This is a genomic window from Gluconobacter sphaericus NBRC 12467, from assembly GCF_006539125.1.
Lineage (GTDB): Bacteria > Pseudomonadota > Alphaproteobacteria > Acetobacterales > Acetobacteraceae > Gluconobacter > Gluconobacter sphaericus.
The window spans coordinates 61,670-85,642 of record NZ_BJMK01000006.1 but is presented as its reverse complement, the minus strand read 5'-3'; the positions used below and the strand labels follow the sequence as shown (position 1 = coordinate 85,642).

Sequence of the window (23,973 nt, the reverse complement as noted above, 5' to 3'; positions counted from 1 at the left end):
GGGGAACAGTGTCCCGAACACGATGGACCGACGGATGATCAGACGGGCCTGAATGGGTAATACCACCTCCGGACACGAAAACCGGATTGCTGCCGTGTCGTGTTCTGAAGGTGACGCGGGGGCAGGCTTCAAGTCAAGATAAACCTGATTGTCAGCCTGGTTTTGGCACAGATTTTCAGGACTCTGTCACTTTCGGCTGACCGCGACGCAGCTCTGCGGCACCGTTGTTGACGGCTTCAAAGGTAGCACGGGACAGGTCCTTACGGGAGAGAAATGCATCCGGCGTGATCGGTTCGTGTAGCATCAGAGATGCCCCCATGGTCCGCCACTGGCCGAAGGACCAGAGATGTGGCGCAAGGTCCATGTCGCCGTACCATGAAAAGACATTCCGGCGGCTTCGCCCGACCGGCAAGCCTTCAAGACTGTCATAAACGACGGAAACGGGCTGGATTAGGACGGGGGGGGCCTTGGGTAGGCCGACTTTCTCCAGACGCCCGGGTTTGGCAACGGCGAAAAACGACGACAGGAAAGGCAAAACGCGCGAGCCGTCAGAAGACGTGCCTTCGGGGAACAGGACAATGTCGTCACCGTCCCACAGATGTGCGGCCATTTCCTGAAGTTCACGGCCGGTATCCTGACGGTTTCGGCTGACGAAAATGCTGCGCCCCAAACGGGACGCCGTGCCGATGAGGGGCCATTTTCCGACCTCACCCTTAGCGACAAAAACGACAGGCAGCTCGCTGCCGATAATGGCGATGTCCAGCCAGGAACAGTGATTTGCGACGAACACAACCGGGCGTTTGCCGTTTCGGACGTCCCTTGCCGTCCGCACGCCACCCGCGCTGCTGCCGATGACTTTTGTCTTGATGCCCAGAATCCGGCACACGCCTCTCCAGTAAATGCGCGGCATCATGATTTTTAACCGCCCGGGCAGACGCACCAGAATGGCCTGAAGGCTGCACGTCCAGAACGTCCAGATCAGGACGAGGGACAGGCGCAGCGCACAGCGCAGACGGCTGTAGAAGGATGTGGATGTTGTCGGCTGAAAAGCCGGGAAGGCGGCATTTTCATCCACGACGGGACGGTTGTGACCGCGTCGGCTCTTCGGTGTCTTGGCATCACGATGGGGCATGGGTGCTGAGTGATACGGTTTTCGCGGGGGGGACACAATCTTGTTTGTTGGCTTGCTTGTCGGGTTGCCTGCCGGGCGTCGCCGGTGCAGGACAGTTTTCCGGACCGTTCCTGTCCGGCAGGACTTGACAGAGAGCGCCGTGCAAGGTTCCTCGGATAGGTAGCAGTCGCCTTGTTCGGTCTGCGCTCTCGTGTTCCGGTTTTTACAAGGCCGGAAATGCCCTCAAGACAGATTTCAGGACGCACGGTGAAGTCAGGCCGCAGCCTCGTTTCTTTTTCAGTTGTTTCGATGTCCTGTATCCTGGGCATCGTGACGGTGTTCTGCGTGCCTCTACCGGCAGAGGCGAAGGCGTCAAAAGCGGCTGCAAATGCAAAGCCGGTGACGGATGGCACGTCCGATCCTGCCATCCCCTATGACGTGACGCTGACACCGACGAAACAGGCGGATCTGGACGCAGCGATCGCTGCATCCTCGCAGCTCAAATCCCTTCAGACATCCCACACCGTCGGAGCCTATGCGCTCGCCGGGCGGATACGCAGTGATTATGATCGCGTCAACAGCGCCCTTGAATCGCAGGGATATTATGCGGGATCGGTGAAAATCAGCGTCAAGGCGGGCGCCCGGACCGTGGATGGTAAGGATCCGTCCCTGCCGGATATTCTCAAGGCGCTTGGCAAGAACCAGAAGGTCGCGATCACGATTTCGGCCACGCTCGGGCCGAGGTTCAGTCTGGGAAACGTAGTGCTGACCACGCCGCCACAGCAAGCCCCCACCGCAGCCGTTCCAGCACCGACGGCGACGGCGCCCGCCGTGAAGGATTCGGCTGCTAAGACACCTGTTGCGAAGACATCCGCCCAAACCCCCTTGGGGAGAAGGCCTTCTGACGGAAAATCCGTCCCGACCCCACCGCCCGCTGCAGCGGGAGCGGCGACCTCGGAGCAGGCGATCGCCCAGGCCCAGCCGATCAGCCTTTCGCCCGAAGAGCGCAAGGCATTCGGCCTGTCTTCGGGGCAACCTGCCGTGGCGGCGGACGTCCTGGCCGCACAGAACAGCCTGCTCAACCAGCTTCAGGAAGAAGGATACGCTACGGCGAGTGTCTCGCCCCCTCTGGCCTATTTGAAGCCCCAGACGCATACGCTGGATATTGTGTTCCGGGTGAGCCGTGGGCCAAAGGTCGTGATCGGTCCTATCAGCATGACCGGGCTGGTGCATACCAAACAGCGCTACCTCATGAACCGGCTGGAATTGAGGGAAGGTGAGCTTTACCGCCCCTCCCGGATCGAGGCTGCGCGCCAGGATCTGGCCAGCACGGGTGTTTTCGCGTCTGTTCAGGTCCGCAATACTCCGCCGATCATCACATTGCCGCCCTCGCGCACCCTCATGCCCGGAATCCTTCAGGCCATGCCGATCGAATTCGGGTTCAAGGAGGCCAAGCGGCGTACACTCTCGGCGCAGGTCGGGTACTCAACCGATCTCGGTGGGCGTGTGGGTGTGAGCTGGACGCATCACAACCTGCTTGGTAATGCCGAACAACTGCGCCTGACAGCTTTGGTCACGGGGCTTGGCGGCTCCGCCCAGCAGGGACTGGGTTATGACGTCTATGCGGATTTCATGAAGCCGGATTTCCTCTCGAAGGGGCAGAACCTGAGCGTGCGTCTCGAAGGTATCCGCCAGCTTCTTTATTCCTATCATCAGACCGCCATTATCGGCCGTGCCGGACTGAACCGCCATGTCGGAAAATACTGGAACGTCTCGGGTGGCGTGATGGGCGAACAGGAACAGATTAAGCAGTTCGGCGATACGCGGAGCTACTTCATTATCGCCGCCCCCTTGAACGCCACGTTCGACAACACCCAGCTCTCCAACCCGATCGACCCGGCGACGCATGGCGTCCGCGCCTCGCTTTCGGTGACGCCATCGGAATCTCTTGAAAACGGATCGTCGTTCTTCACGCTGCTTTCGGCTCAGGTCTCGACCTATTTCGATCTGAAGCATCTTGGTATTTCGCGTCCCGGACGCAGCGTGATTGCCGTGCGTGGCATCGTAGGCTCGGTGCAGGGCGCGTCCACCTATCAGATCCCGCCTGACCAGCGTCTGTATGCCGGTGGCCCCGCGACCGTGCGCGGATTCCGTTATCAGGGTGTGGGGCCTCAATATGGCAAGACGAAATACGGTATCGGCGGCACGTCCATGGATGCAGGCAGTGTCGAATTCCGCCAGCGCCTGCCGATGAATCTAGGTTTTGCCGGGTTCGTGGATGCCGGTCAGGTTGGTACGGGATCGCGACCGGGGCAGGGCACGCTGCGTGTCGGCTATGGCGGAGGCGTGCGCTATTTCACGCCGATCGGGCCAATCCGCGTGGATGTGGCGCTACCGATGAACCGCCCGGCTTACGGCGATAAATGGGAACTGTATTTCGGCCTCGGGGAGACATTCTGATGCGTGTTCGCAGGATTCTTCTCCGTGTCGCGGCCGGTCTGGTCATCGTGCCTGTGGGGCTTGTGGCTGTGGCTGTTACGGGAGTTCTGGTCGGGATCAACATCTCGCCGGGACAGCGTCTGATTGAGCGCAAGATCGGCCCGCTGACGGGAGGCATGGTCGAAATTTCCGGCCTTTCGGGCTTCCTGCCGCATCATCTGGCGGTGACGAAACTACTTATCAAGGATACGAAAGGCCCCTGGATCGAACTGGATAATGCCGATCTGAAATGGTCGCCGCTGTCGCTGCTGCATCTGGATGCGAAGATCACCAATCTGAGCGCCTCGCGGATCGCCGTTTTGCGCAAAATGGTCGCCGCTCCGGATACGACGCCTGTAAAGTCCACGACGACCAGCACGGCACCGTCTAAGCTGCATCTGCGCGTCGATCTGGCGTCCCTGCATGTCGGGCGGCTGGAGGTCGGGCCGGACTATACCGTCACGCCGACGGCTTTCTCGCTGGACGGTCACGCCCATATCTACAGCATCGCACCGTTTCTGGATGGCGTGACGGTGAAGACGTTGCCGGTCATGGATGCGGCATTGGCGTTGAAGCGGCTCGATCAACCGGGCAGCCTGACACTGAACGTCCAGACGCCGAAGAAACGCATTGCAGTCGGGATTCGGTTTCAGGAAGGTGCCAACGGCTTTGCCACGACGTTGGGTCAGATGCCGCAGCTCGACCCGCTGGATTTGCACCTGAACCTCAACGGGCCGCGCACGGCGTCCGTGCTGGATTTCGGACTGGACGCAGGCCCCATCAAGGCCTCAGCCACTGGTACGATGAATCTGTTGACGCGTGTCGGGAACCTGCATCTGAAGGCCAACGCGCCTTCCATGACGTTACGCCCCGGCATTGCATGGAATGCCATCGCGCTGGACACGGATCTGCATGGGCCGCTGATGGCGCCGAACGGGCAGGGCGCTCTGGATATCGACTCCCTGAGCGCGGCGGGTGCCGGAATCGGGCATTTGCATGCACAGTTCGAGGGCATCGAGAGCGATCAGCCTGATAATGCGACAGGCCATCTTACCGCTTCTCTGGACGGGCTGAGAATCCCGGGCTCCCAGCCCACGCTTCTGGCCGCCGCTCCTCTGACGCTGGATGTTCTGGCGCACCCGCTGGCGCCGTCTGTGCCAATCGTGGCAAAGCTGGATCATCCATTGCTCCATGCTTCGGGCACGGCGGACCTGAAACCTGCTGCGAAAGGTCATCTGGATCTCGACCTGCCGGATCTGCATCCGCTGGCGGCGATAGGCAGCACGGACATCAAAGGCAGCGCCGGATTGCATGCCGATTTTGCCATGCCGGTCACGAAACAGGACGATCTGACGCTGAAAAGCACGGGGACGCTTGCGATCACGGGCGGTCAGGCCCAGGCCGTGAACCTGATCGGCAAGGGCGGCACGTTCTCGCTCGATCTGACGAAATCCACTGCCAATGTCCTGACGTTGAAAAGCTTCGGACTGGATGGCGCGGCTCTGCATGTGCTGGTATCATCCGTGATCGATATGGCGCATGGCAACCGGATGCAGACGAAGGCTACCGTCCAACTGCCCGATCTTGCCAAAGCCAGCCCTGCCATTCTCGGCAATACGACGTTGACGGCCACGGCCGATGGCCCGACGGATGATCTGGCGGTCAAGGTCGAGCTGAACGGTGATTTCGGCACGAAAGAAGTCGCGAAAGGGCCTGTGGAGCTGCATGCGGACTTCCAGCATCTGCCTTCTCATCCGGATGGGACGCTGACGGCCAAAGGCACCCTGGATCACGCGCCACTCGTGCTTGATACGGCATTTCAGCAGGATGATGCGGGCGCGTATCATCTGGATCTCAACACGCTGGACTGGAACAGCCTGACCGGGAAGGGCAAGTTGCGCCTGCCCAAAGGGGCAAAAGTTCCGCTCGGAGATCTGGACGTCTCGATCCGCAATCTGGGCGATTTCCAGCGCCTGATCGGGCAGGCGATTTCAGGTCACCTGACGCTGGGTCTGCACACGACGGAAGCTGAAAATGCACCGCCTGTCGTGAAGCTTGGATTGGACGGAATGCTGTCGATGGCGCAGGCCGCTGTCCAGTCCCTGAAGGTCAACGGCACCATCACTAATCCGATCGATGCGCCCGAACCCGCGCTGGTCCTTGATCTGGTCGGAATGCGCTATCAGGCTATGACCGGCAAGGCGCATGCCACGATTAAGGGGCCGCAAACCGCGATGGCCATTGCGCTGAACGCGGCTTTCCAGAACGTGATGGACGCCCCGGCAAATATTGAGACAGCCCTTGTGCTGAACGTGCCCGAAAAGACGGTCCGCCTCGGACAACTGACAGCTCTGGCAAAGGGCGAGAGCCTGCGTCTGAGCCGTCCGGCCGTGGTCTCTTTCGGCAAGACGATGGGGGTGGATCATCTTCTGGCAACGGTGGCCCCGCAGGGTGTCGCGCCTGCTACGATCGATGTGGCGGGAACGCTGAAACCGGCTCTCGCGCTTACGGCGCGTCTGGATCACATTACACCTGCGATCGCCAAACCTTTTGCGCCGGATCTGTCAGCGACGGGCGCAATCTCGCTGAATGCCAAACTCGGCGGAACGCTGGCCGCGCCGACAGGCACAGTCTCGCTGACCGGGCGTGATCTGCGGATGCGGACCGGCCCTGCGGCGTCCCTTCCGGCTGCGCAGATTTTGGCCAATGTGGGTCTCGCCGGCAGCTCCGCGAAGATTGATGCAACTCTGGGCGCCGGTCCGTCCGTCGCCCTGGCCGTGCGCGGCACTGCGCCGCTTTCCAGCACGGGAGCAATGGCGCTTGCGACCACGGGACATGTTGATCTGTCCGTGGGCAATGCCGTCCTCGGGGCCAGTGGCATGGGAGTGGCCGGCAAGGTCGGCATCAACCTCAATGTCGCCGGAACGGCCGCGCAGCCACGGGCGACGGGGCAGGTGACGCTGGAAAACGCTTCCTTCGATCACTACGCTCAGGGCGTGCATCTTAATCACATCGATGGCGCACTTGTCGCTTCCGGGGACAGCATTGCCGTCAATCATATCGTTGCCCATGCAGGCCCGGGAACGATTGTGCTGGAAGGAACAGTCGGAGCCTTCCGGCCTGATCTTCCGGTCGATCTGCACATCACGTCCGAAAAGGCGCGGCCGGTTTCAAGTGACTTGTTGACCGCGACGGTCAACACCGATCTGCATATCCACGGGCAGGCCACGACGCGGCTGGATGTGGACGGGAAAGTCAATATTCCCAATGCCGCGATCAATATTCCGGACTCCATGCCGGCCTCTGTCCCGCAACTCGATGTCATTCGTCCGGGGCAGAAGCCGCCGTCCAGTTCTAGCTCGAGCCTGATTATCGGGCTGGGCGTGGATGTGATTTCGCCAGGTGAATTCTTTGTACGCGGTCATGGCATCTTCGCGGAAATGCAGGGCCGTCTACGCGTTCGGGGTACGAGCGCGGAACCTGCGGTCAGTGGTGGCTTTGATCTCAAGCGAGGTAATTTCAACCTGGGTGCGATCAACCTCAACTTCACCAATGGACGCGTGGCGTTCAATGGATCTGGCGTGAACCACAAGCTTGATCCGACGCTGGATTTCCGCGCCGACCGCAACGCCAGCGGCACGCTCGCGAGCCTTCTGGTGACGGGTTATGCCAGCGAACCGAAGATAGACTTTGTTTCTACGCCAAGCCTGCCGCGTGATCAGGTCCTGTCTATCCTGTTGTTCGGCACCGACAGCCATTCGCTCTCCACGACGCAGCTCGCTGAGTTAGGCGCGGCCGTTGTCCAGCTTGCGGGCGGCTCGTCCTTTGATCCGTTGAGCAAGGTCCGTAATCTCTTGGGGCTGGATCGTCTGGCCGTGGGTGGTGGCAGCGGTGTGGACAATGGCGGCACCAGTGTCGAGGCCGGAAAATACGTGATGAAAGGTGTCTATGTCGGCGCCAAGCAGGCGACATCCGGCTCCGGAACGCAGGCGCAGGTGCAAATCGATCTGACGAAACGGCTGAAGCTCAACACTACGGTCGGCACCGGCGGTCAGGTCACGGGCTTCACCACGCCGGAAAATGATCCGGGATCGAGTATTGGTCTGTCCTACGGCTACAGTTACTGAGCTTTAATGTGCTGCAACGGCGTCTTCGAGGCGCCGTTTTACGCGTTCTACGACGTCCGACCAGTCCGCAAAATGGGTCTGACGGATGATCGTCATCTGAGGATACCAAGGGGTGTCCTCACGACCATGCAGCCAGCGCCAGCAGTTATTGACTCGGTCCATCATGATGACTGGCTTGCCCAGCCCCCCCGCAAGATGAACGGCTGACGTATCCACCGAGACGATGATGTCCAGGTTCACCATCAGCGCTGCGGTGTCGTCCATTGTGTGACATTCAGGCATGAAATTGATCAGTTTGCCCGGAAAATCGGGAATCTGTTCTGCCGGGCGGTCTTTCTGCAGGGAATAGAAGCTCGCGCCCTCAATGTTGGCCAAAGGGGTAAGGGTGGAAAGCGGCATGGAACGTTGGCGGTCCACCATGAGCGCCGCCGTATCCTCAGGCCGTGCTGCGCCAGCCCAGACCAGACCTACACGTAGCTTATGATCATCCTGCAGACGCTGACGCCACATCTCCGCCTTCCGGCGGTCCGCGCTGAGATAGGGAACGGGCGCGCCCATTGCGTCCGACGTTCCGGAAAAGGCGCGGGGCAGGCTGATAAACGGGCAGTGATAGTCATATTCCGGTGTTTCACCGCCAAACTGAACTTCCGCCACCCCGACGACACGTTCGCAGATTGCCGCCAGTGTCTCGGTGCCCCAGATATGGACGATGGCGCCCGTACGGGCGAGGGGCGGGATGTAGCGCAGATACATCAGCGTATCGCCGAGACCCTCCTCCTGCGTGATGAGAACGCGTTTTCCCCTGAGATCCAGCGATGGGGAAATGTTTGGCAGGAGCCGATCCAGCGGCATGCTGGTATGCCCCGGCAGCCCGAAACGCCATTCATGTTCTGCCCAGCCCTGTGCCATGCGTCCGCTTTTGAGCATGGTAATGGAGTGGTTCAGACGCAGACGCGGGTCTCTCGGCGCCATCGGGACCGCCTGCCGGTACAGATTGGCCGCTTCTTCCATCCGCCCTAGGCTGCTGAGGATGCAGGCCATGTTGCAGATCGGTTCCCAGTCCTGCGGATCGCTCACGCGCAGGTCATTCATGATCGCGAGCGCACCCTCGAAACGGCCTGTTTCCGTCAGGAGAAGGGCGAGCAGGTTGAGCGTGTTGCGGTTACCGGGGCGGCGGTGCAAACTCTGGCGCAGCAGGAGTTCTGCCTCGTCGAAGCGTGCGAGCTGGATCAGCACCGTCGCCTCGGCATCCATCAGCCGGGCATCATCGGGTTTGCGCCTACGGCAGATTTCCAGCAGCGGCAGCAGGTCGTCCCGCCGGCGTACGGAGACGGCTTCGTCCAGCAGCAGCACAATGGCATGCGGGCCGACATTGGCGCTGGCTTTTTCGAGCTCTTCTGCACATTCGGCGTAGCGGTGAAGGTGAAACAAGGCGCGGGCCCTGACGTAATGCAGAGCCGGGATTTCAGTCGTATCGTGCGCGAAGGCGTCTGCGATGGTCAGCGCTTCTTCGGGGTTGCGGCGGACGAGAGCATTCTGTGCCCGGGCCAGACGGCTGTCTGATGTAAGTTGCTCTTCTTCGTGGGGTAGAGCCGGATCATCAGGGGCTGGTCTGTCCAGACTGGCAGACATACGGATCTCCTAGTCCGAGGCCGCTGATGTCATTTCCAGAAGGACCTCCAGAATGCTTGCTAGCGTATAAGGCTTGGAGATGAAACGGTCCCGTGCGGGATCGCCGGAGGTCTCGTCACGCCGCAGGTCGCCATGACCGCTGATATAGATGACTGGAAGATCGGGCCAGCGGTCACGGGCCGGTTGGACGAGGGTCATGCCATCTCCGTCCGGGAGAGACATATCCGCCACGAGGGCATCAAGCGTCGGCTCCGCGCCTATGATGGCGCGGGCTTCGGCACAGTTGTCCGCTTCCCTGACCGTCAGGCCGCTGTCGAGCAGGAACTCTGCCAGGCAGGTCCGGATGAGGAAATCGTCCTCGATCAGCAGAACGGTAAGGGAAGGGGCCATATAAGTTTACGAGGACCAGTTCTTTTCGAAGTCGCCGTAGAGGGTCAGGCCACCGTCGACATACAGGGTCTGGCCCGTGATGTAGGTGCTGTCTTCGGCGGCAAGGAAGGTGATGGCGTCCGCGATTTCGCGGCTTTCACCAGGACGCTTCATCGGGATATGGCTTGAAACGGCCTTGTATTGCTCTGGATCGTTGATCCACGACATGTTGATCGGCGTTACGATGGCGCCTGGTGCCACGGCATTCACCCGGATACCACGACCGGCATATTCCAGCGCCAGTGTCCGGACGATGTTGCCGACCGCACCTTTGGAGGCAGAATAGCCCAGATAATGCGGCTTGGGGATGATCTGGTGAACAGAGGAGTTCACGATGATCGTGCCCTTGATGCCATTCTCCAGCCAGTAGCGGATGACTTCGCGGCACGGCAGCATCACGCCCGTGACGTTGACAGCCATTACACCTTCAAAATCTTCGAGCTTGATGTCTTCGGAAGGGGACGGGATCTGATAGCCTGCGTTGCAGACCAGAACGTCCAGACCGCCCATGGCCTTGATGCTGTCGGCGACCAGACGTTTGACGTCGTCTTCCTTGGAAATGTCACCCGTGGCGATCGGGTGTTCTCCGCCAGAAACTTTGGGCAGCTTTTCGCGTACGGCGATCAGCTTGTCTTCTTTGCGGCCGTTGAGGGCGACCTGCGCGCCTTCTTCGGCAAAACGAAGCGCAGTGGCCTCGCCAATTCCCTGGGATGCCCCGGTGACGAGGACTTTTTTGCCGGCGAAACGGTCTTTGTAAGGGGCAGGCATGTGGCCTCACCTCTCCTCTGGAATGCAGGTTTGAAACGGTGACTGAAAACGCGTCACGGAAAAGGTCTTTCGTGTCGCCAACGCGAAAGACCCTGCCCGGGATGCGAAAAAAACCACACCCTGATCCATATTAGAGAAGTGCAGCTTTTTCAAACTGCGCTCCTGACCGCGATTCAGGCGGCCTTCATGGTTTTGGTCAGGTTTTCGAGAACCTGTGTGGGATCGGCATTTTCGAGAACGGCGACCTCGGCCACGAAACGCTCCTGCGCAGCTTCGAACAGCTTGCGTTCGGAGAAGCTGCCATCGAGGCTGTCGACGTTGCGACGCAGGTCACGCAGCACTTCGGCAATCTGGATCAGGTCACCGGAGTTGATCTTTTCCTGGTAAGCCACGGCGCGGCGGGCCCACATGCCCTTGCTGACATGTGGCTTGCCCTTGATGACGGTCATCGCCTTATCGACGATATCGCGCGTGACGATCTTGCGCAGGCCAGCTTTGCGGGCCTTGGCCAGCGGAATGCGCAGCGTCATCTGGTTGCCGGGGAACGAGATCTGGATCATCTCGATGACAGTATCGGCGACTTCGACCATGCCGATCTTGTCCACGCGTCCGACGCCATGCGCGGCGTAGACAATGGAGTCACCTTCGCGGAACGGGTCCGCGTTGTGTTCCGGATCAGTCTGACGGGCAGTGTTGTTGGCTGCGACACGAGCCATTTCATCGGTCATGCCGCCCTTCTGGGGGCTTTTGAACGTGTTCATAGCCCCAGCTTATAGCAGAAAAACCCCCTGCTGTCTTGTCTGATCGCAAGGGGAAAAGCGTGGGCTTCTGTATCTGTCAGGGCTGAACACCGCGGATGGCCTGTATGGGGGCGGGCGGGAGATCCCCGATCGGTTGCAGAAGATCGCGCTCGATCGTGCGGGCCATGGTCAGCATGGGAAGGGCGTGGACACTATTTGTGAATGGTTCCTGAAGATCGCGTCCGCTGCGATCGAGCATCTGGAACAGCATGCCGATGATGCTGGAGCCCAGCGGCGTGATCCAGCCGAGCGTCTGCACGGCCGAAAGCGGCAGGATGATACAGAACAGATGCGTTGTGATTTCGGGCAGCAGGGAATACTGCGCGGGAAGCGGAGTGTTTTTGATACGCTCCAGCCCGCCCTGCGCGTTGGCGATGTCGGACAGGATGCGGTCCACCGTGCCGTGTACTGCCCCGTCGATTCCTTTGAGTTCGACTTCGTCGCGCACTCCCAGACCGATCTGGTAGAGCAGCATGTTGGCCGTGTTCGAGCAGGAAAAAACTTTCTCGTACATTTCAGGCGTCAGGAGCCTTTTGGTATCCTCGTTGGGTGCGTCACCCCTCAGTGCCGCGCGCAGGACATGTGGATAGGCGGCCATGGCGCGGGCCAGATCCGGACGCCCGCCCAGAAGTGTCGCGGCTTCGCGGCCGAAGGAACGGCAGTTGTTGGTGATCGCTCCCCACAGGGTCCGGCCTTCCCACCAGCGGTTATAGGCCGCGTTGTTGCGCATGCTCAGGAAGATCGCGAGCGCCGAGCCCATGAGGGAAATCGGAAGAGCCGGTTGTTCCATCCAGTCCTGATGAAAGATCTGGAACAGTACCACCACGACGAAGTCCCACAGGGTCAGGATGATCAGGGGGGGCAGGGCTTCCCGGAAAAGAATGGCCAGTCCATGTGGGCGATTGACGATCAAATGGCTGTCTCCTTGGATGACGGGATGTGCAGGGAAGTCGTGTGGAAGCGTAGCGGCGAAGTCAGTTTTTGGCCAACACCAAAGGGTGTCTGTCACTTTACTTTCTTTTGCAGTGCATTCTTGCCGCCATGCCGTTTAATACGACACCTTGTCCGCACTGTTTCAGAGGAGAGTGATGTTATGGATGTGATCGCCGCCATTGCGTTCGAAGCCGGCAAACCGCTGGAAATCGACACGGTTCAGCTTGAAGGCCCCCGCGACGGGGAAGTACTGGTCGAGATCATGGCGACCGGTCTGTGCCATACCGACAAGTACACGCTCTCCGGACAGGACCCTGAGGGACTGTTTCCGGCCATTCTCGGGCATGAGGGTGCGGGCATCGTTCGAGAAGTCGGGGCCGGGGTAAAGCATCTTAAGCCCGGTGATCATGTCATTCCGCTCTATACGCCGGAGTGCCGGGAATGTCCGTCTTGCCTGTCGCGCAAGACCAATCTGTGCACGGCCATCCGCAGCACTCAGGGCAAGGGCCTGATGCCAGACGGCACATCCCGATTCTCTTATAAAGGTCAGCCGATCCATCACTATATGGGCTGTTCGACCTTCGCGAATTTCACAGTGCTGCCGGAAATCGCACTTGCCAAGATCCGCTCCGACGCGCCGTTCGACAAGGTCTGCTATATCGGTTGTGGCGTGACGACCGGCATTGGCGCCGTGCTGTTCACGGCCAAGGTGGAGCCTGGCTCGACGGTTGGAGTCTTCGGGCTCGGGGGCATTGGCCTCAACGTTATTCAGGGTGCAAAGATGGTCGGCGCCAACCGGATTATCGGCATCGACATCAATCCGGAGCGCGAGGCGATTGCCCGAAAGTTCGGCATGACGGATTTCGTGAATCCGAAGGATCTGGGGCCGGATGGCGACCTTGTAGGGCATCTGATCGAGATGACCGGTGGTGGTCTGGACTACACGTTTGAGTGTGTCGGCAATCCGACCCTGATGCGTCAGGCGCTGGAGAGTGCGCATCGTGGCTGGGGCGTATCCTGCGTTATCGGTGTGGCCGGGGCAGGGCAGGAAATCAGCACGCGACCGTTCCAGCTTGTGACGGGACGCCGCTGGATCGGCTCGGCATTTGGTGGCGCGCGCGGGCGAACCGATGTGCCGCAGATCGTGGACTGGTACATGGAAGGCCGGATCGACATCGACGATCTCATTACCCACAAGCTCAAGCTCGCTGACATCAATCTGGGTTTCGACATGATGAGCCGGGGTGAGAGCATTCGTACCGTCGTGGAGTACTGAGCGTGTCCGACATCGAGGTTCTGGCGCATCACGCCTGTTTTGATGGCTCTCTGCGTTTTGTCCGGCACAACTCGCAGGCGCTCGGTGTTCCCGCAACGTTTGGGGTCTTCCTGCCGAAAGAGGCCCTGTCGGGTCAAAAGGTTCCGGTTATTCATCTGCTGGCCGGGCTGACCGCGACGCAGGAGACGTTCCTTATCAAGGCTAACGCGATCCGCTTTGCTGCCGAACATGGCATCGCGCTCGTCGCCCCGGACACCTCACCGCGCCATACAGGCATCAAGGGGGAGGATGACAGTTATGATCTGGGGTCAGGTGCCGGGTTCTATATCGACGCCACGTCCGAACCCTGGAGCCACCACTACCGGATGGAGACCTATGTCGGCGAGGAGCTACCCTCGCTGACAGAACGACTCTATCCGCTGGATGGCAGTCGTCGCGGCATCATGGGACATTCCATGGGCGGTATGGGGGCACTGCTTCAGGCACTGAAATATCCCGATCGCTGGAAAACCGTTTCGGCTTTCGCACCAATCTGCCATCCCAGCACCGTGCCCTGGGGGCAGAAGGCGTTTGATGCGTATTTCGGCGGCGATCCGATGAAATGGCAGCGTTGCGACCCGACGCTGTTGCTGCGCTCGAAGCATACCCATCCGTCCACCATTCTCGTGGATCAGGGGCTGATGGACCAGTATCTGGCGGATCTCTGCCCCGATGCGCTCGAAGCCGCGGCAAAGGAAGGCGGACAGTCCCTCGAACTGCGCCGACATGCCGCGTATGACCATTCCTACTGGTTCATACAGAGTTTCATTGCGGACCATCTGACGCACCATGCCAAAGGGCTTTCTGCGTGAAGCGTTCTGTTCTTGCCGCTCTTTTCCTGCTGGGAGGATGTGCCTCGCAGGCTCCGACCGGTCCTTCGATCACGCCCACGGCTCATACCGATTTCCGGCATGACACGCTGGCCCTGACCTGGCAGCCGGGTTTCTGTGCCACGGGCGGAGGATGTGAATGGGACCAGACGCATCGTATCTCGATCGGTCTGCACGGACTTTGGGCGTCCGAGCCGCATAGTCTGGAAGCACAGGGCGTGCCAGTGCAGGAATGGTGGTCCAAAGGCTGTGATCTCTATGATCACAATGATACGCCGCCGAAGCTCCTGCCGACAACCGTCGAGGCGCTGCGTGGTGTTGTGCCGCACCTGAAAAAGCCGCTTTACATGCATGAATATACCAAGCATGCCCGCTGCTTCGGCTATGATGCAGACCGCTTTTTCGTCACATCCATGGAAATGCGGGATCGGTTCGCAGCCTCGGCGTTCGGGCTATGGCTGTCGCAGCAGGCCGGATTTCAGGTCAAGCGTGATGACATGCTGGCGACTTTCGCGCGTTTGATGAATGTCGGGGACACCCGCGCTCTTCAGGTCCGTTGCGAACCTGCCCATAACGGGCAGATGGTTCTGACGCAGCTTTGGTTCACGCTGGATCCGAAGAAGCTGTCGCGTTTCCCCTATGAAGGCGCCTATCTGTCCTCACCCAACGACCAGAACGGCTGCCCGGCTACGTTCCTCGTGCCGGGCTGGACTGCACCGTTTGTGGCTGATCAGCGGCCGTAAAGTTCTTCGGCACTGATTTCGGGCTGTGCGGTATCGCGCAGCCCCTCCGGTGTCACTCCGTGATAGAAACAGCTCCGGCGCCCGGTGTGGCAGGCCACGCCGGTCTGGTCGACGACCATGAGAACGGCGTCCATGTCACAGTCCAGCCGCGCTTCGATGAGTTTCTGCTGCTGGCCCGAGGTCTCGCCCTTGCGCCACAATTTTTGGCGACTGCGCGACCAGTAGCAGACTCGGCCCGTCAGAAGCGTCTCGCGCAGGGCGTCTGCGTTCATCCAGGCCAGCATCAGCACCACGCCATCCGGTGCCTGCGCAATCGCGGAAATCAGGCCGTTCGCATCGAACTTCACCTGCGCGATGATGTCATCGATAATGGACGGGGTGGGGGGAACATAGCTCACGCACGCATCTCCTCAGGAAACCAAATGGGCCAGACTACAGAAAGCGGCTGCCCGTTGCATGTCAGATCCGATGCGGACCAAGCGTCACGTCGCAGCATCGCGAGCGCCCGATCGCCGTTGCGGGAGCGGATGTCACCGACTTCACGCTCTCCGGAAACGATGACGCCGCCTTCGTCCGGGAATTTACCGTCTGACAGCGTAACGGGCAGAAGGCGGCGTTTGACGAGGCCGCGGTAATGGGTGCGCGCGGTGAGCTCCTGCCCCATATAGCAGCCCTTTTTCCAAGACACGCCGTGTAGCAGGTCCATGTCGGCTTCGAGCGCCAGTGTCTGCTCGCTTTCGAAGTCCATGACGTCTGGCAGGCCGAGCGTCAGGCGACGTTCCAGAAAATCGGCAGCCGTTTCGCCGCTTTGGTCAGGTTCGGTCACGATGGCTCGCCATCCTGCACCGTCGCAGCGCGGGTCCGGGGCGCTTGTGAGGATATTTTGCGGAATTTGGCAGCCTTCCGCGCCTGTGACGACCTGAAAGGGTGTGCTCTCGATCTGCACGTCCGCGCGCAGACGGAAGCGGGAGAGGCGCTTGGTGAGCATCTCCGTGTGATCGGCCGGGCAGTCCATCAGGATGCGATCAGGCGTGGCATACAGGAAGAATTCGCTCAGCCAGCGTCCCTGCGGTGTGAGTAACGCGCTCCAGACGGCTGTCGTGTCCGTCAGGTCCTGGACGTCATTGGTGATGAGTCCCTGAAGAAAGCTGGCGCGGTCCGCTCCCGTAAAAGACAGGACGGCGCGGTGAAGAAGATATTCGTGCATGTGAGACACCGCTGTTCCGACGGCTTCCAGCAAAACTACCCCGCTGGAAAAGCGCCTGACCATAGCGGGCAAATCCTTCACCCGCCATCTTTGCGTCGGGATGGAGTGCGCGGAAGATCTCTGACTGGATTATGTGGGAACAGTAAACTTTGGACGTGCAGACGTGTTTCAGTTCATGACTGTGGGTTGCAGTCTGGTAATAGTCGGAGGATATTGGCTTATCGTGGTAGTACGGCCCTGTTCCGCGATCCCGTCTCTGTTCGGAGTGAAAGAACGTTGTCAGCCGCAGAAATCGTGAATCCCACCCAGAATCCTGCCAGTGACCGGCGCCGGATCTTCCAGATCCTGGGGCCTTTCGTGGGCGTGCTTCTGGTCATCGCTGCGATTACAGGCATCAGCCTTCATAATTACCAGACGACCCGCCAGGGCGCGATTTCACTGTCCAACGATCTTCTGCGCAGCCAGCAACGCTATGTGACGCAGGAGGTTAGCGATTATCTGGCCCCGGCCTCTATTGGCGCCCTGATCGCGCAGGACATGTTGCGCGATACGCTGACCAACACTACGCCTGACACGTTCATGCTCTACGGACGCTCCATCCTGACGCATACGCCGCAGGTAGACAGTTTCTATATCGCGAATGATCAGGGCCAGTTCTGGATGATCACGCGGCATGGTCAGGACGGGTTCGAGCAGACTCATTTCCAGACTGATGACGGCAAGCAGGTCTATCATCACGTCTACACGGACAAGGACGGTAACATCACGGGCGAAGGCGCAGATCCGGCGGAAGGCTATAATGTCGTCACCCGCCCATGGTTCGCCAAAGCTGTAAAGCATCAGAACGATCCGGAGCGGCAGCTCCATTGGACTGATCCCTATGCTTATATTTCGACGCGCCAGTTCATCATCACGGCCTCGATCGCCTTTGACGGACATGACGGACACAAATCGGTTTTTGCGATCAATATTTCCCTGAACCAGCTGACGTCCTTTCTCAACAAGCTTCAGGTCGGGCGCAGCGGACAGGCCGTGATCGTGGACATGCACGGCCAGATCATAGCCGGGCACAATGTCGTAGCCGGGCAGGATCCGAAAACCTTCGATCCAGGGAATGTGTTCCTTGATCCCAAGACACAGCCCGTTTTCACCCATGCGCTCAACCGCTTTCGCATTAAGGGCCCTGGGACGGGCGTGGTGCAGGCACGGGGCAAGAATTACGTCACTATCGCTACCGAGCTGCCGTTTGTGCATCGGCACTGGGTGCTGCTGCTGAATGCGCCGGAAAGTGATTTTGCCGATTTTGCCCAGACGGCCCGGCGGCAGAATATCGGGTTCTCGCTGCTGGTCGTCGGACTGGCTTCGGTGCTGGCGCTAGCGCTGGTCGCGCAGGGGCGGCATGTGGAACGTCTGAGAAAGCGGCTTCAGAGGGGACGGGAGCAGGTGAAGGCGGAAAACGCTTCCCTGCTGGAAATTGCCAGCACGCCGGACCTGTTCGACCCTACGAACGAGGTGCCGATCCTGACGGAGGCCCTGACGGCACGGACCAGCGCGCGACGCGCCAGCCTGTGGCGCCTGCTGCCGGACGGGGATCGTTTGCTCTGCGAAGATGCTTTCGATCCGTCGCGCGACGTGCATAGCACGGGTGTCGAGATCGGACGACGAGACAATGGTAAGCTGTTCGAAGCTCTGGACGAGGGGCACACCCTGTCGATTGCGGATGCGTCGCAGGACGAGCGCACCCAGCACTTCCAACGCGTCATCATGCGGTCCGTAGGGGCGAGTACGCTGCTGTTCCAGCCGGTTCGCAATGCGCACAAGACCGTTGGCGCGATCGTTCTGGAAGATCCGGGGCAGCCGGAGACAATGGAGCACATCATCGCCATCGTAGGTTCTATCGTGGCCCTGCGTTTTGCCAATCCGTTCGATGCGGCGGCGGGCGAGGGTTCCTCCGGCCTGGCGATACCAACCGAAAAACACGACACGCGGTTTGACGAAGGCTTTCTTCTGGAGCCGTCGGCCACGGTTGGTGAACCGGTTGCAGCGGGTGTGTATCCGCAGGTTCCGGTTATGGTCATTTCCTTTGTAGACCCCTATGCGCCGGACCGAGACAGCATTGCGCGCGCCATGAATGTCATCCGTACGCTTAGTCTGGAAATCCAGAAAATCGCGCGTGACAGCGGGTTGTTCTCCGTTCAGGTCGTGAGCAACCGGCTCGTCCTCGTGGGCGGCTGCTCGCAGACGCCGGACCCCTCGGCTGCGGTGAGGCTGGCAGACGCTGCGGTTTCGATCCGTGAGGCCTGCCTGTCCTCGCTGGCTGCGGCGGATCTGGATCCTGTTTTCCGGATCGGCATGGATGTCGGCTCGGTCATGGCTTCGGAGCTGGGTGAATCGCCTTCGGTCTTCAACATCTGGGGCGATGCGCTCAATGGTGCCGAACTCCTGACCGGCAGCGCGCCGGACGCAGGAACGATCCAGGTGTCCGAACAGGCCTATATGATCCTGCGCGAGCATTTTCTCTTTCGGGCGCGGGGTATGTTCTATCTGCCTAACAGCGGCATTACCCGCAGCTTTGTGCTGGCGGGGCGCCGATGAAAGGGCTGCGCAATCTTGACCGGATCACGATGGTCCGGAGCATGCTGGTGCATTTGGGGTATTTTTCCCGCACGCAGATGCGTTTTACGCTCATGATGATCGGCGCCGGCTGGGGAATCATGCGCGAGGCGACGCGGCTGACGACATGGCGGCGGACGGTGAGGATTGAGTTCTGGGCTTCTCTGCATCAGGCAGTCGGTGGTGGTATTCTCAGTACGCTGGTGACGGCGGCACTAACGGGTTTCGGCATTGTGGCGCAGACCGTCTACTGGCTCGGTTTCGCGGGTATGGCACAGATGACCGGTTCCATCCTCTCTACGGTTCTGGTGCGCGAGATTGCGCCGGTGTTGGTTGGCGTGATCCTGCTGGGGCGGTCGGGTATGCTGATGCTCACCGAACTCGGCACGCTCACGACGGGGGGACAGATGCGCGCCATGACCGGAATGGGGGTTGATCCGTTCATCTCGTTCCTGCTGCCGCGCAGCCTCGCCATGACGATCAGTGGCTTCACCCTTGGCATCATTTTCAGCATGACAGCTCTTCTTGTTGGCTATGCCGTCTGTCGTGTCGAGGATGCAATCACGATGCCGATCTGGGCGTTTCTGGATCAGGTCGTCAGCAGTGTGAAGCCGATCGATTATTTCGTGATTCCGGCCAAGTTCATTTTCAGCGGCTATGCCGTGGGGGTGTGTTCGTGTCTGTCCGGCATGGATGTCACCACTGAGGACGATCTGTCGAGCATGCTGCCGCGCGGGTTTGCGCGCGGTATGCTCTCCATCATGGTTATCAACGTCGTTTTCAGTGTGTGCTTCGATGGCTGAGATTGACGACGTCTTACCGAATACGCTGGACGCCCGGCTAGAACTGCTGGATGCCAAGCCGCAGTTCGATGAGAGCGGGCTGGTTTCGAGCCGTTACAACCTGCGTCTCAATGCTGGAGAATGCGCCCTGATCGAGTGTCGGGACATGGGCCAGGCGGCGCTGTTTGCCGATATGTGCGTTGGTCTCATTCCGCTGGGCGATGGCCATGTCCGTTGCATGGGGCTGGACTGGGCCGACCTCGATGAACGGCGCAGCAACGCGCTGCGGGGTCGGATCGGACGGGTTGTGATGACGGGCGGATGGGTGGACCTGTACGGGACGCATATGAACATTCTGTGGCCACAACTGCACCATACACGCATCCCGATCGACAGGCTTCAGTCCCAGGCTGTGCATCTTGCCGTCCGGCTTGGTTTGCCTGGCCTTCCGGTAATCCCGCCGAACCGCCTGTCGGCCATGGACCGCCAGCGCGCGGCCTGTGTGCGGGCCATGATGGGCGAGCCGGCGCTGCTGCTGCTGGAGCATCCGATGGAAGGGGCCTCGGCCGGTCTGATGAATGCGTTCCTGTCTCTCGTGACCGATCTGCGGGACCGGGGATGCGCGGTTGTGTGGATGGCTCCGGATGAAAGCGGGTGGGGGGATTATGCGTCCGACGCCACCATCCGCCTGCGCCTTTATGATGACGGACTGTTTTCGATGCGAGGTTCCTGATGTTTCGCGTACGCCAGACCGAAACCGCCCGTCCGCTCTTTCAGAACCGCTATGCGGATGAATGGGTCGGGCTGCTTGTCCTTGCCGCAATTGTCATGTTTTCGGTCGCCGTCGTGGAGGCCGGTTTCCTGCGACAGTGGCTGACGCCGGAAAAGAAACTCCATTTCGTGCTACCCGAGAGCGGCGTGGCAGGGCTCGCGATTGGTAACGATATCGAGGTCATGGGCGTCCATGCGGGTGAAATCCGGCGCCTGAAGCTCAACGAGACAGGGCGGATGTATGCGGAAGGGGATTTGGACCCGCAGTTCGCCAACTTTATCCGTCAGGACAGCACGGCCATCATTCGCCATCGTCTGATCGTGGCGGGCGCAAGTTACATTGAACTGGGCCGGGGTCAGGGCAAGCCGCTCGACTGGGATTACGCAGTCCTTCAGGCGACGGTTGAGGCCAATCCGGCGGATGTGATTACTCAGACCGTCGTGGATCTGCGCAACAAGCTCGTACCAGCCATGAACAACGTCCAACTCATTACAACGCAGGTCAACGACATGCTGACAGACATGCGCAAGGGGCAGGGCACGATCGGCGGACTGCTGGTCAAGGATGACGTACTCGACAAGGCCAATGCTGCGCTGGCTCATCTCGATGCTGTCATCGCGGATCTCAGACCCATTGAAAAGCAGGCAGGCGACGTCATGACGAAGGTGGATGGAACGATGGCCAATGCACGGGCCGCGACGGCAAGCCTGCGTCAGAGCATGCCGCAGGTCCAGCAGACCGTGGCGCATGCCAATACGGCCATGGCGCAGCTTCCGGCTCTTCTGGCTCAGGCGGAAGCCAGTGCGAGCAGCCTGCGCAAGCTGACGGATCAGCTGCGTGGATTGTGGTTGCTGGGTGGCGGGGGCAGCAAGCAGGAGCCCTCGCGTCGTCTGCCGGCGCAGGCGGTGCGGCCATGAAGTGTGTTCTTTTGGCCTGCACGGGCCTGATGGTCCTGACGCTGGGCGGCTGCTCGTCTTCAATCGCGACGAAGGGGCCAAAGCCCGATCAGCCTTATGAAGATGCCATGGATACCGGCAAGAGCGTCTATGGGATCGGACAGGCCACACAGGCTGAGGCTCAGTATCGCACCGCGATGGACCGTGCTCTGATGCGCGATGATGCGGCGTCCATTCACGAGGCCGGTTTCAATCTGGCGGCAGTCCTGCTGGCGGAAAACGAGCCGCAGAAAGCCCTGCAAAGTCTTGGAGAGACCGAAGCCGCGCTCAGCCTGCGCGGTGTTTCGGATACGTCCGATCTGGCCGTAATTCGCGCGGCTGCCTTGTACAGGCTTCATGACACGGTGTTCGCCTCGCAGGCTGTGGCGCGCGCGCTTCAGTCTCCGGATATGGGAATTCGTGAACGGGCGCTTTACCTGTCAGGTCTGATCGCAGCGGATCTGAGGCAGGACACGGTTCTGGCCCAGCGCGTGAATGATTTGGCTACCTTCCGTGAAACCAGCGCACAGGTTGACCGGCAGGAACTGACAGCCCGTCTGAACCTGCTGCGCGGGCAGCCTGAACTGGCCAGTAGCGAGTCCCTGTCGGTTGTGAAAAGTCGCCGTGATGCGCTGGATTATCGCGGGATGCGCCGGGCACTTACTCTGGCGGCGGATGCGGCCGATGCGGCGGGGCATCAGTCACAGGCTGCGGCCCTTCGACAGCAGGAAAACATCAGCGAGCAGGTGGCGGCAAAGCAGGCTGGAGACGATAGCGTCGCGCCTAAAGCGACCGCCCCTGAAAAGGCAGAACCTGGAAAGGTTACGGTGCAGGTTCATGGAACCCCGGTCGACCAGTCAGGTCTCGGCGCATCTGACTGAACGCTCACAGGCTTCGGAACTCACAGTTCATGAGGTTTGAAGCCTGTTAGTAAAGTCTGTCATGAGTGGCTGCGGATATTGCCTGCACGCTTGGCGTCCGCTTTACACATATACGTCCTGTGTGTCGTGGCGTTGTGCCAGCAGTTGCCCTGAACATGATAGACATGCGTTGCGGTATTGACCCAGACCCGATGGCAGGCCTCGCTGTTCGTGCGGTCTGCTGCAATTTTCAGGATGGCTAGGCAAACTTTTCGAAGACCGGTCTGGTAGGATTTATGGGGCGCTCGACTGGATCAGGACCTATTCAGGCCTGATGGCGTTCGCGCTCGATCAGGGCCAGCCCTTCGGCGACCGAGACGAATTCCGATCCGCCATCCACACGCTCCGCTCCGAAACGGCGATCGAACAGATTGCGTACAGCAGGCACGAAGGACGTGCCCCCGGTCAGGAAGACCCGGTCGATATCGTCCGGCCCAAGTCTGGCCTGAATCAGGGCGTCTTCGATTGCGGCGTCCAGTTGTGTCAGATCAGGCGCAATCCAGCTTTCGAAGTCCTTGCGGGTGATGGTTTCTTCGATCTTCAGATCGCGGTGAATGAAGCGCAGGACAGTGCTGTCCTGACGCGACAGGTCACTTTTGGCCTGTCCGACCGCGCGATAGAGGTTCTGGCCTTCCTGATCCTCGATCAGACGCAGCAGACTGCGCAGTTTTTCAGGCTCGGATGATGTTTTGGCGACGTCTGCGATGTCCCGTAGGGTCTGGGGGGTGCGCATCAGCGACAGGCGATGCCAGCGGCCCAGGCTTGCGAACCATTCCGCCGGGACGGGCAGGGGCTGGCCGCCCATGACGCGATAGGTCGCATCCCGGCCCAGAGCCGGGGCGACGGCGTGGCTGATGATGCGGTAGTCGAACTGGTCGCCGGCAATGCCGACACCCGAATGGCCGAGCGTGGTGACGCGCGGGCTGCCCTGCGGGTCGAAACGCATGATCGAGAAATCGCTGGTACCGCCGCCGAAATCGCCGACGAGAACGGTGGCGGGTTTGTCGAGGCGCTGCATGAAGCGCCAGCCTGCGCCCTCTGGTTCGAGAACGATATTAGGCTCGGGGAAGCCCGCTTTCAGAAAGCTCTCGCGCAGTCGGGCGACACCGAGCGAATCATCTGCCAGTTCGCCCGCAAATCGCACCGGGCGACCGATCGTGGCACTTACATCGGACGGCTCCAGCCCGGCCTTATCCATCAGAGACGTCAGAAAACGGGCGATCAGGGCTTCGAGCGTCATGACACTGCTGAAGACCCGCGTTTCGCGAAAGGAGCCCTGCGCGAGATAGGTTTTCATGGACATGATGAGACGGCTCTCGGCCGGATCGTCGAGATAGGCCTCGATGGCGTCCAGCCCGATCGCGTCTTTCATGACGCGTCGTCGTCCGTCCTGATCCATCCATAGGCAAAGCAGGGTGCGGCAGGTCTCGCTGGTGGCGTGGTCCGTAAAGACGAAGCGGGCAGGGTGGGTATTGCCGTTTTCATCCGCAATCACGACCACGCTGTTGGTGGTGCCGAAGTCAATTCCGACGCGGATTTTGGTCTGGTTGTGTCCGGGCGTCGTCATTGGTTCTGCTT

General features: G+C 60.3%; 19 protein-coding genes. 10 read left to right on the top strand and 9 right to left on the bottom strand.

What is annotated here, in order from left to right; translation table 11 throughout:
• Nucleotides 1-175 precede the first annotated feature (175 nt).
• On the bottom strand, nt 176-1,132 hold the full coding sequence (locus GSP01_RS06225) for a lysophospholipid acyltransferase family protein (protein ID WP_141351819.1): 957 nt from the start codon (nt 1,130-1,132) through the stop codon (nt 176-178).
• A 288-nt stretch (nt 1,133-1,420) separates the two neighbouring features.
• Between GSP01_RS06225 and GSP01_RS06220 the strand changes: the two genes are divergently transcribed.
• A complete protein-coding gene (locus GSP01_RS06220) occupies nt 1,421-3,571 on the top strand; it encodes an autotransporter assembly complex protein TamA (RefSeq protein ID WP_167495481.1) in 2,151 nt (716 codons plus the stop codon).
• Nucleotides 3,571-7,716 (top strand): translocation/assembly module TamB domain-containing protein, encoded by a 4,146-nt coding sequence (locus GSP01_RS06215; RefSeq protein ID WP_141351815.1) that lies wholly within the window; start codon nt 3,571-3,573, stop codon nt 7,714-7,716. The genes GSP01_RS06220 and GSP01_RS06215 overlap by 1 nt, the downstream gene beginning before the upstream one ends.
• A gap of 3 nt (nt 7,717-7,719) precedes the next feature.
• On the opposite strand, the gene GSP01_RS06210 is transcribed toward GSP01_RS06215, so the two are convergent.
• The 5 genes from GSP01_RS06210 to GSP01_RS06190 form a co-directional block, all read right to left on the bottom strand.
• A complete protein-coding gene (locus GSP01_RS06210; protein WP_141351813.1) occupies nt 7,720-9,348 on the bottom strand; it encodes a tetratricopeptide repeat protein in 1,629 nt (542 codons plus the stop codon).
• 9 nt (nt 9,349-9,357) lie between these two features.
• Complete coding sequence (locus GSP01_RS06205) at nt 9,358-9,738, bottom strand: response regulator (protein WP_141351811.1); 381 nt, start codon at nt 9,736-9,738, stop codon at nt 9,358-9,360.
• 6 nt (nt 9,739-9,744) lie between these two features.
• Nucleotides 9,745-10,545 carry an SDR family NAD(P)-dependent oxidoreductase gene (locus GSP01_RS06200; RefSeq protein WP_141351809.1) on the bottom strand — a complete coding sequence of 267 codons (801 nt, stop codon included), beginning with the start codon at nt 10,543-10,545 and terminating at the stop codon, nt 9,745-9,747.
• Nucleotides 10,546-10,718: 173 nt separating this feature from the next.
• Nucleotides 10,719-11,306 carry a CarD family transcriptional regulator gene (locus GSP01_RS06195; RefSeq protein ID WP_141351807.1) on the bottom strand — a complete coding sequence of 196 codons (588 nt, stop codon included), beginning with the start codon at nt 11,304-11,306 and terminating at the stop codon, nt 10,719-10,721.
• A gap of 76 nt (nt 11,307-11,382) precedes the next feature.
• A complete protein-coding gene (locus GSP01_RS06190; RefSeq protein WP_141351805.1) occupies nt 11,383-12,258 on the bottom strand; it encodes a bestrophin family protein in 876 nt (291 codons plus the stop codon).
• Nucleotides 12,259-12,438: 180 nt separating this feature from the next.
• Here GSP01_RS06190 and GSP01_RS06185 point away from each other — a divergent pair, with 180 nt between their 5' ends.
• The 3 genes from GSP01_RS06185 to GSP01_RS06175 are packed head-to-tail and all read left to right on the top strand — an operon-like array spanning nt 12,439 to nt 15,166.
• Nucleotides 12,439-13,554 carry an S-(hydroxymethyl)glutathione dehydrogenase/class III alcohol dehydrogenase gene (locus GSP01_RS06185; protein ID WP_141351803.1) on the top strand — a complete coding sequence of 372 codons (1,116 nt, stop codon included), beginning with the start codon at nt 12,439-12,441 and terminating at the stop codon, nt 13,552-13,554.
• A 2-nt stretch (nt 13,555-13,556) separates the two neighbouring features.
• The gene (gene fghA / locus GSP01_RS06180) at nt 13,557-14,405 is read left to right on the top strand and encodes an S-formylglutathione hydrolase (RefSeq protein WP_141351801.1); all 849 of its coding nucleotides are present in this window, start codon (nt 13,557-13,559) and stop codon (nt 14,403-14,405) included.
• The gene (locus GSP01_RS06175) at nt 14,402-15,166 is read left to right on the top strand and encodes a ribonuclease T2 family protein (RefSeq protein ID WP_141351799.1); all 765 of its coding nucleotides are present in this window, start codon (nt 14,402-14,404) and stop codon (nt 15,164-15,166) included. Before fghA ends, GSP01_RS06175 begins: the two co-directional genes overlap by 4 nt.
• On the opposite strand, the gene hisI is transcribed toward GSP01_RS06175, so the two are convergent.
• Both hisI and ygfZ read right to left on the bottom strand, forming a co-directional pair.
• On the bottom strand, nt 15,154-15,564 hold the full coding sequence (hisI, locus tag GSP01_RS06170; RefSeq protein WP_141351797.1) for a phosphoribosyl-AMP cyclohydrolase: 411 nt from the start codon (nt 15,562-15,564) through the stop codon (nt 15,154-15,156). The genes GSP01_RS06175 and hisI overlap by 13 nt on opposite strands.
• Nucleotides 15,561-16,436, bottom strand: coding sequence for a CAF17-like 4Fe-4S cluster assembly/insertion protein YgfZ (ygfZ, locus tag GSP01_RS06165; protein WP_228123647.1), 876 nt, complete (start codon nt 16,434-16,436; stop codon nt 15,561-15,563). Before ygfZ ends, hisI begins: the two co-directional genes overlap by 4 nt.
• A gap of 150 nt (nt 16,437-16,586) precedes the next feature.
• On the opposite strand from ygfZ, the gene GSP01_RS06160 reads away from it, so the two are divergent.
• The 5 genes from GSP01_RS06160 to GSP01_RS06140 are packed head-to-tail and all read left to right on the top strand — an operon-like array spanning nt 16,587 to nt 22,356.
• Nucleotides 16,587-18,968, top strand: coding sequence for a cache domain-containing protein (locus tag GSP01_RS06160; RefSeq protein WP_228123646.1), 2,382 nt, complete (start codon nt 16,587-16,589; stop codon nt 18,966-18,968).
• Nucleotides 18,965-19,789, top strand: coding sequence for an MlaE family ABC transporter permease (locus GSP01_RS06155; RefSeq protein ID WP_141351795.1), 825 nt, complete (start codon nt 18,965-18,967; stop codon nt 19,787-19,789). The genes GSP01_RS06160 and GSP01_RS06155 overlap by 4 nt, the downstream gene beginning before the upstream one ends.
• Nucleotides 19,782-20,501 carry a P-loop NTPase family protein gene (locus GSP01_RS06150; protein WP_141351793.1) on the top strand — a complete coding sequence of 240 codons (720 nt, stop codon included), beginning with the start codon at nt 19,782-19,784 and terminating at the stop codon, nt 20,499-20,501. The genes GSP01_RS06155 and GSP01_RS06150 overlap by 8 nt, the downstream gene beginning before the upstream one ends.
• Nucleotides 20,501-21,457: an MlaD family protein gene (locus tag GSP01_RS06145; RefSeq protein ID WP_141351791.1), complete on the top strand. Its 957-nt coding sequence runs from the start codon at nt 20,501-20,503 to the stop codon at nt 21,455-21,457. The genes GSP01_RS06150 and GSP01_RS06145 overlap by 1 nt, the downstream gene beginning before the upstream one ends.
• Entirely contained in the window at nt 21,454-22,356 is a 903-nt protein-coding gene (locus GSP01_RS06140) for a hypothetical protein (protein ID WP_141351789.1), read from the top strand. The genes GSP01_RS06145 and GSP01_RS06140 overlap by 4 nt, the downstream gene beginning before the upstream one ends.
• Before the next feature lie 304 nt (nt 22,357-22,660).
• Here the strand turns inward: GSP01_RS06140 and GSP01_RS06135 are convergent, their stop codons facing one another.
• Nucleotides 22,661-23,962, bottom strand: a complete 1,302-nt coding sequence (locus GSP01_RS06135; RefSeq protein WP_141351787.1) for an Hsp70 family protein — start codon at nt 23,960-23,962, stop codon at nt 22,661-22,663.
• Nucleotides 23,963-23,973 lie beyond the last annotated feature (11 nt).

Coding starts and splice junctions, on each gene's coding strand:
- GSP01_RS06155 (WP_141351795.1), top strand. CDS start 18,965: ATGAAAGGGCTGCGCAATCTTGACCGGATCACGATGGTCCGGAGCATG.
- GSP01_RS06210 (WP_141351813.1), bottom strand. CDS start 9,348: ATGTCTGCCAGTCTGGACAGACCAGCCCCTGATGATCCGGCTCTACCC.
- GSP01_RS06215 (WP_141351815.1), top strand. CDS start 3,571: ATGCGTGTTCGCAGGATTCTTCTCCGTGTCGCGGCCGGTCTGGTCATC.
- GSP01_RS06200 (WP_141351809.1), bottom strand. CDS start 10,545: ATGCCTGCCCCTTACAAAGACCGTTTCGCCGGCAAAAAAGTCCTCGTC.
- GSP01_RS06140 (WP_141351789.1), top strand. CDS start 21,454: ATGAAGTGTGTTCTTTTGGCCTGCACGGGCCTGATGGTCCTGACGCTG.
- GSP01_RS06135 (WP_141351787.1), bottom strand. CDS start 23,962: ATGACGACGCCCGGACACAACCAGACCAAAATCCGCGTCGGAATTGAC.
- GSP01_RS06205 (WP_141351811.1), bottom strand. CDS start 9,738: ATGGCCCCTTCCCTTACCGTTCTGCTGATCGAGGACGATTTCCTCATC.
- GSP01_RS06150 (WP_141351793.1), top strand. CDS start 19,782: ATGGCTGAGATTGACGACGTCTTACCGAATACGCTGGACGCCCGGCTA.
- GSP01_RS06195 (WP_141351807.1), bottom strand. CDS start 11,306: ATGAACACGTTCAAAAGCCCCCAGAAGGGCGGCATGACCGATGAAATG.
- ygfZ (WP_228123647.1), bottom strand. CDS start 16,436: ATGGTCAGGCGCTTTTCCAGCGGGGTAGTTTTGCTGGAAGCCGTCGGA.
- GSP01_RS06185 (WP_141351803.1), top strand. CDS start 12,439: ATGGATGTGATCGCCGCCATTGCGTTCGAAGCCGGCAAACCGCTGGAA.
- GSP01_RS06220 (WP_167495481.1), top strand. CDS start 1,421: ATGTCCTGTATCCTGGGCATCGTGACGGTGTTCTGCGTGCCTCTACCG.
- GSP01_RS06145 (WP_141351791.1), top strand. CDS start 20,501: ATGTTTCGCGTACGCCAGACCGAAACCGCCCGTCCGCTCTTTCAGAAC.
- GSP01_RS06225 (WP_141351819.1), bottom strand. CDS start 1,132: ATGCCCCATCGTGATGCCAAGACACCGAAGAGCCGACGCGGTCACAAC.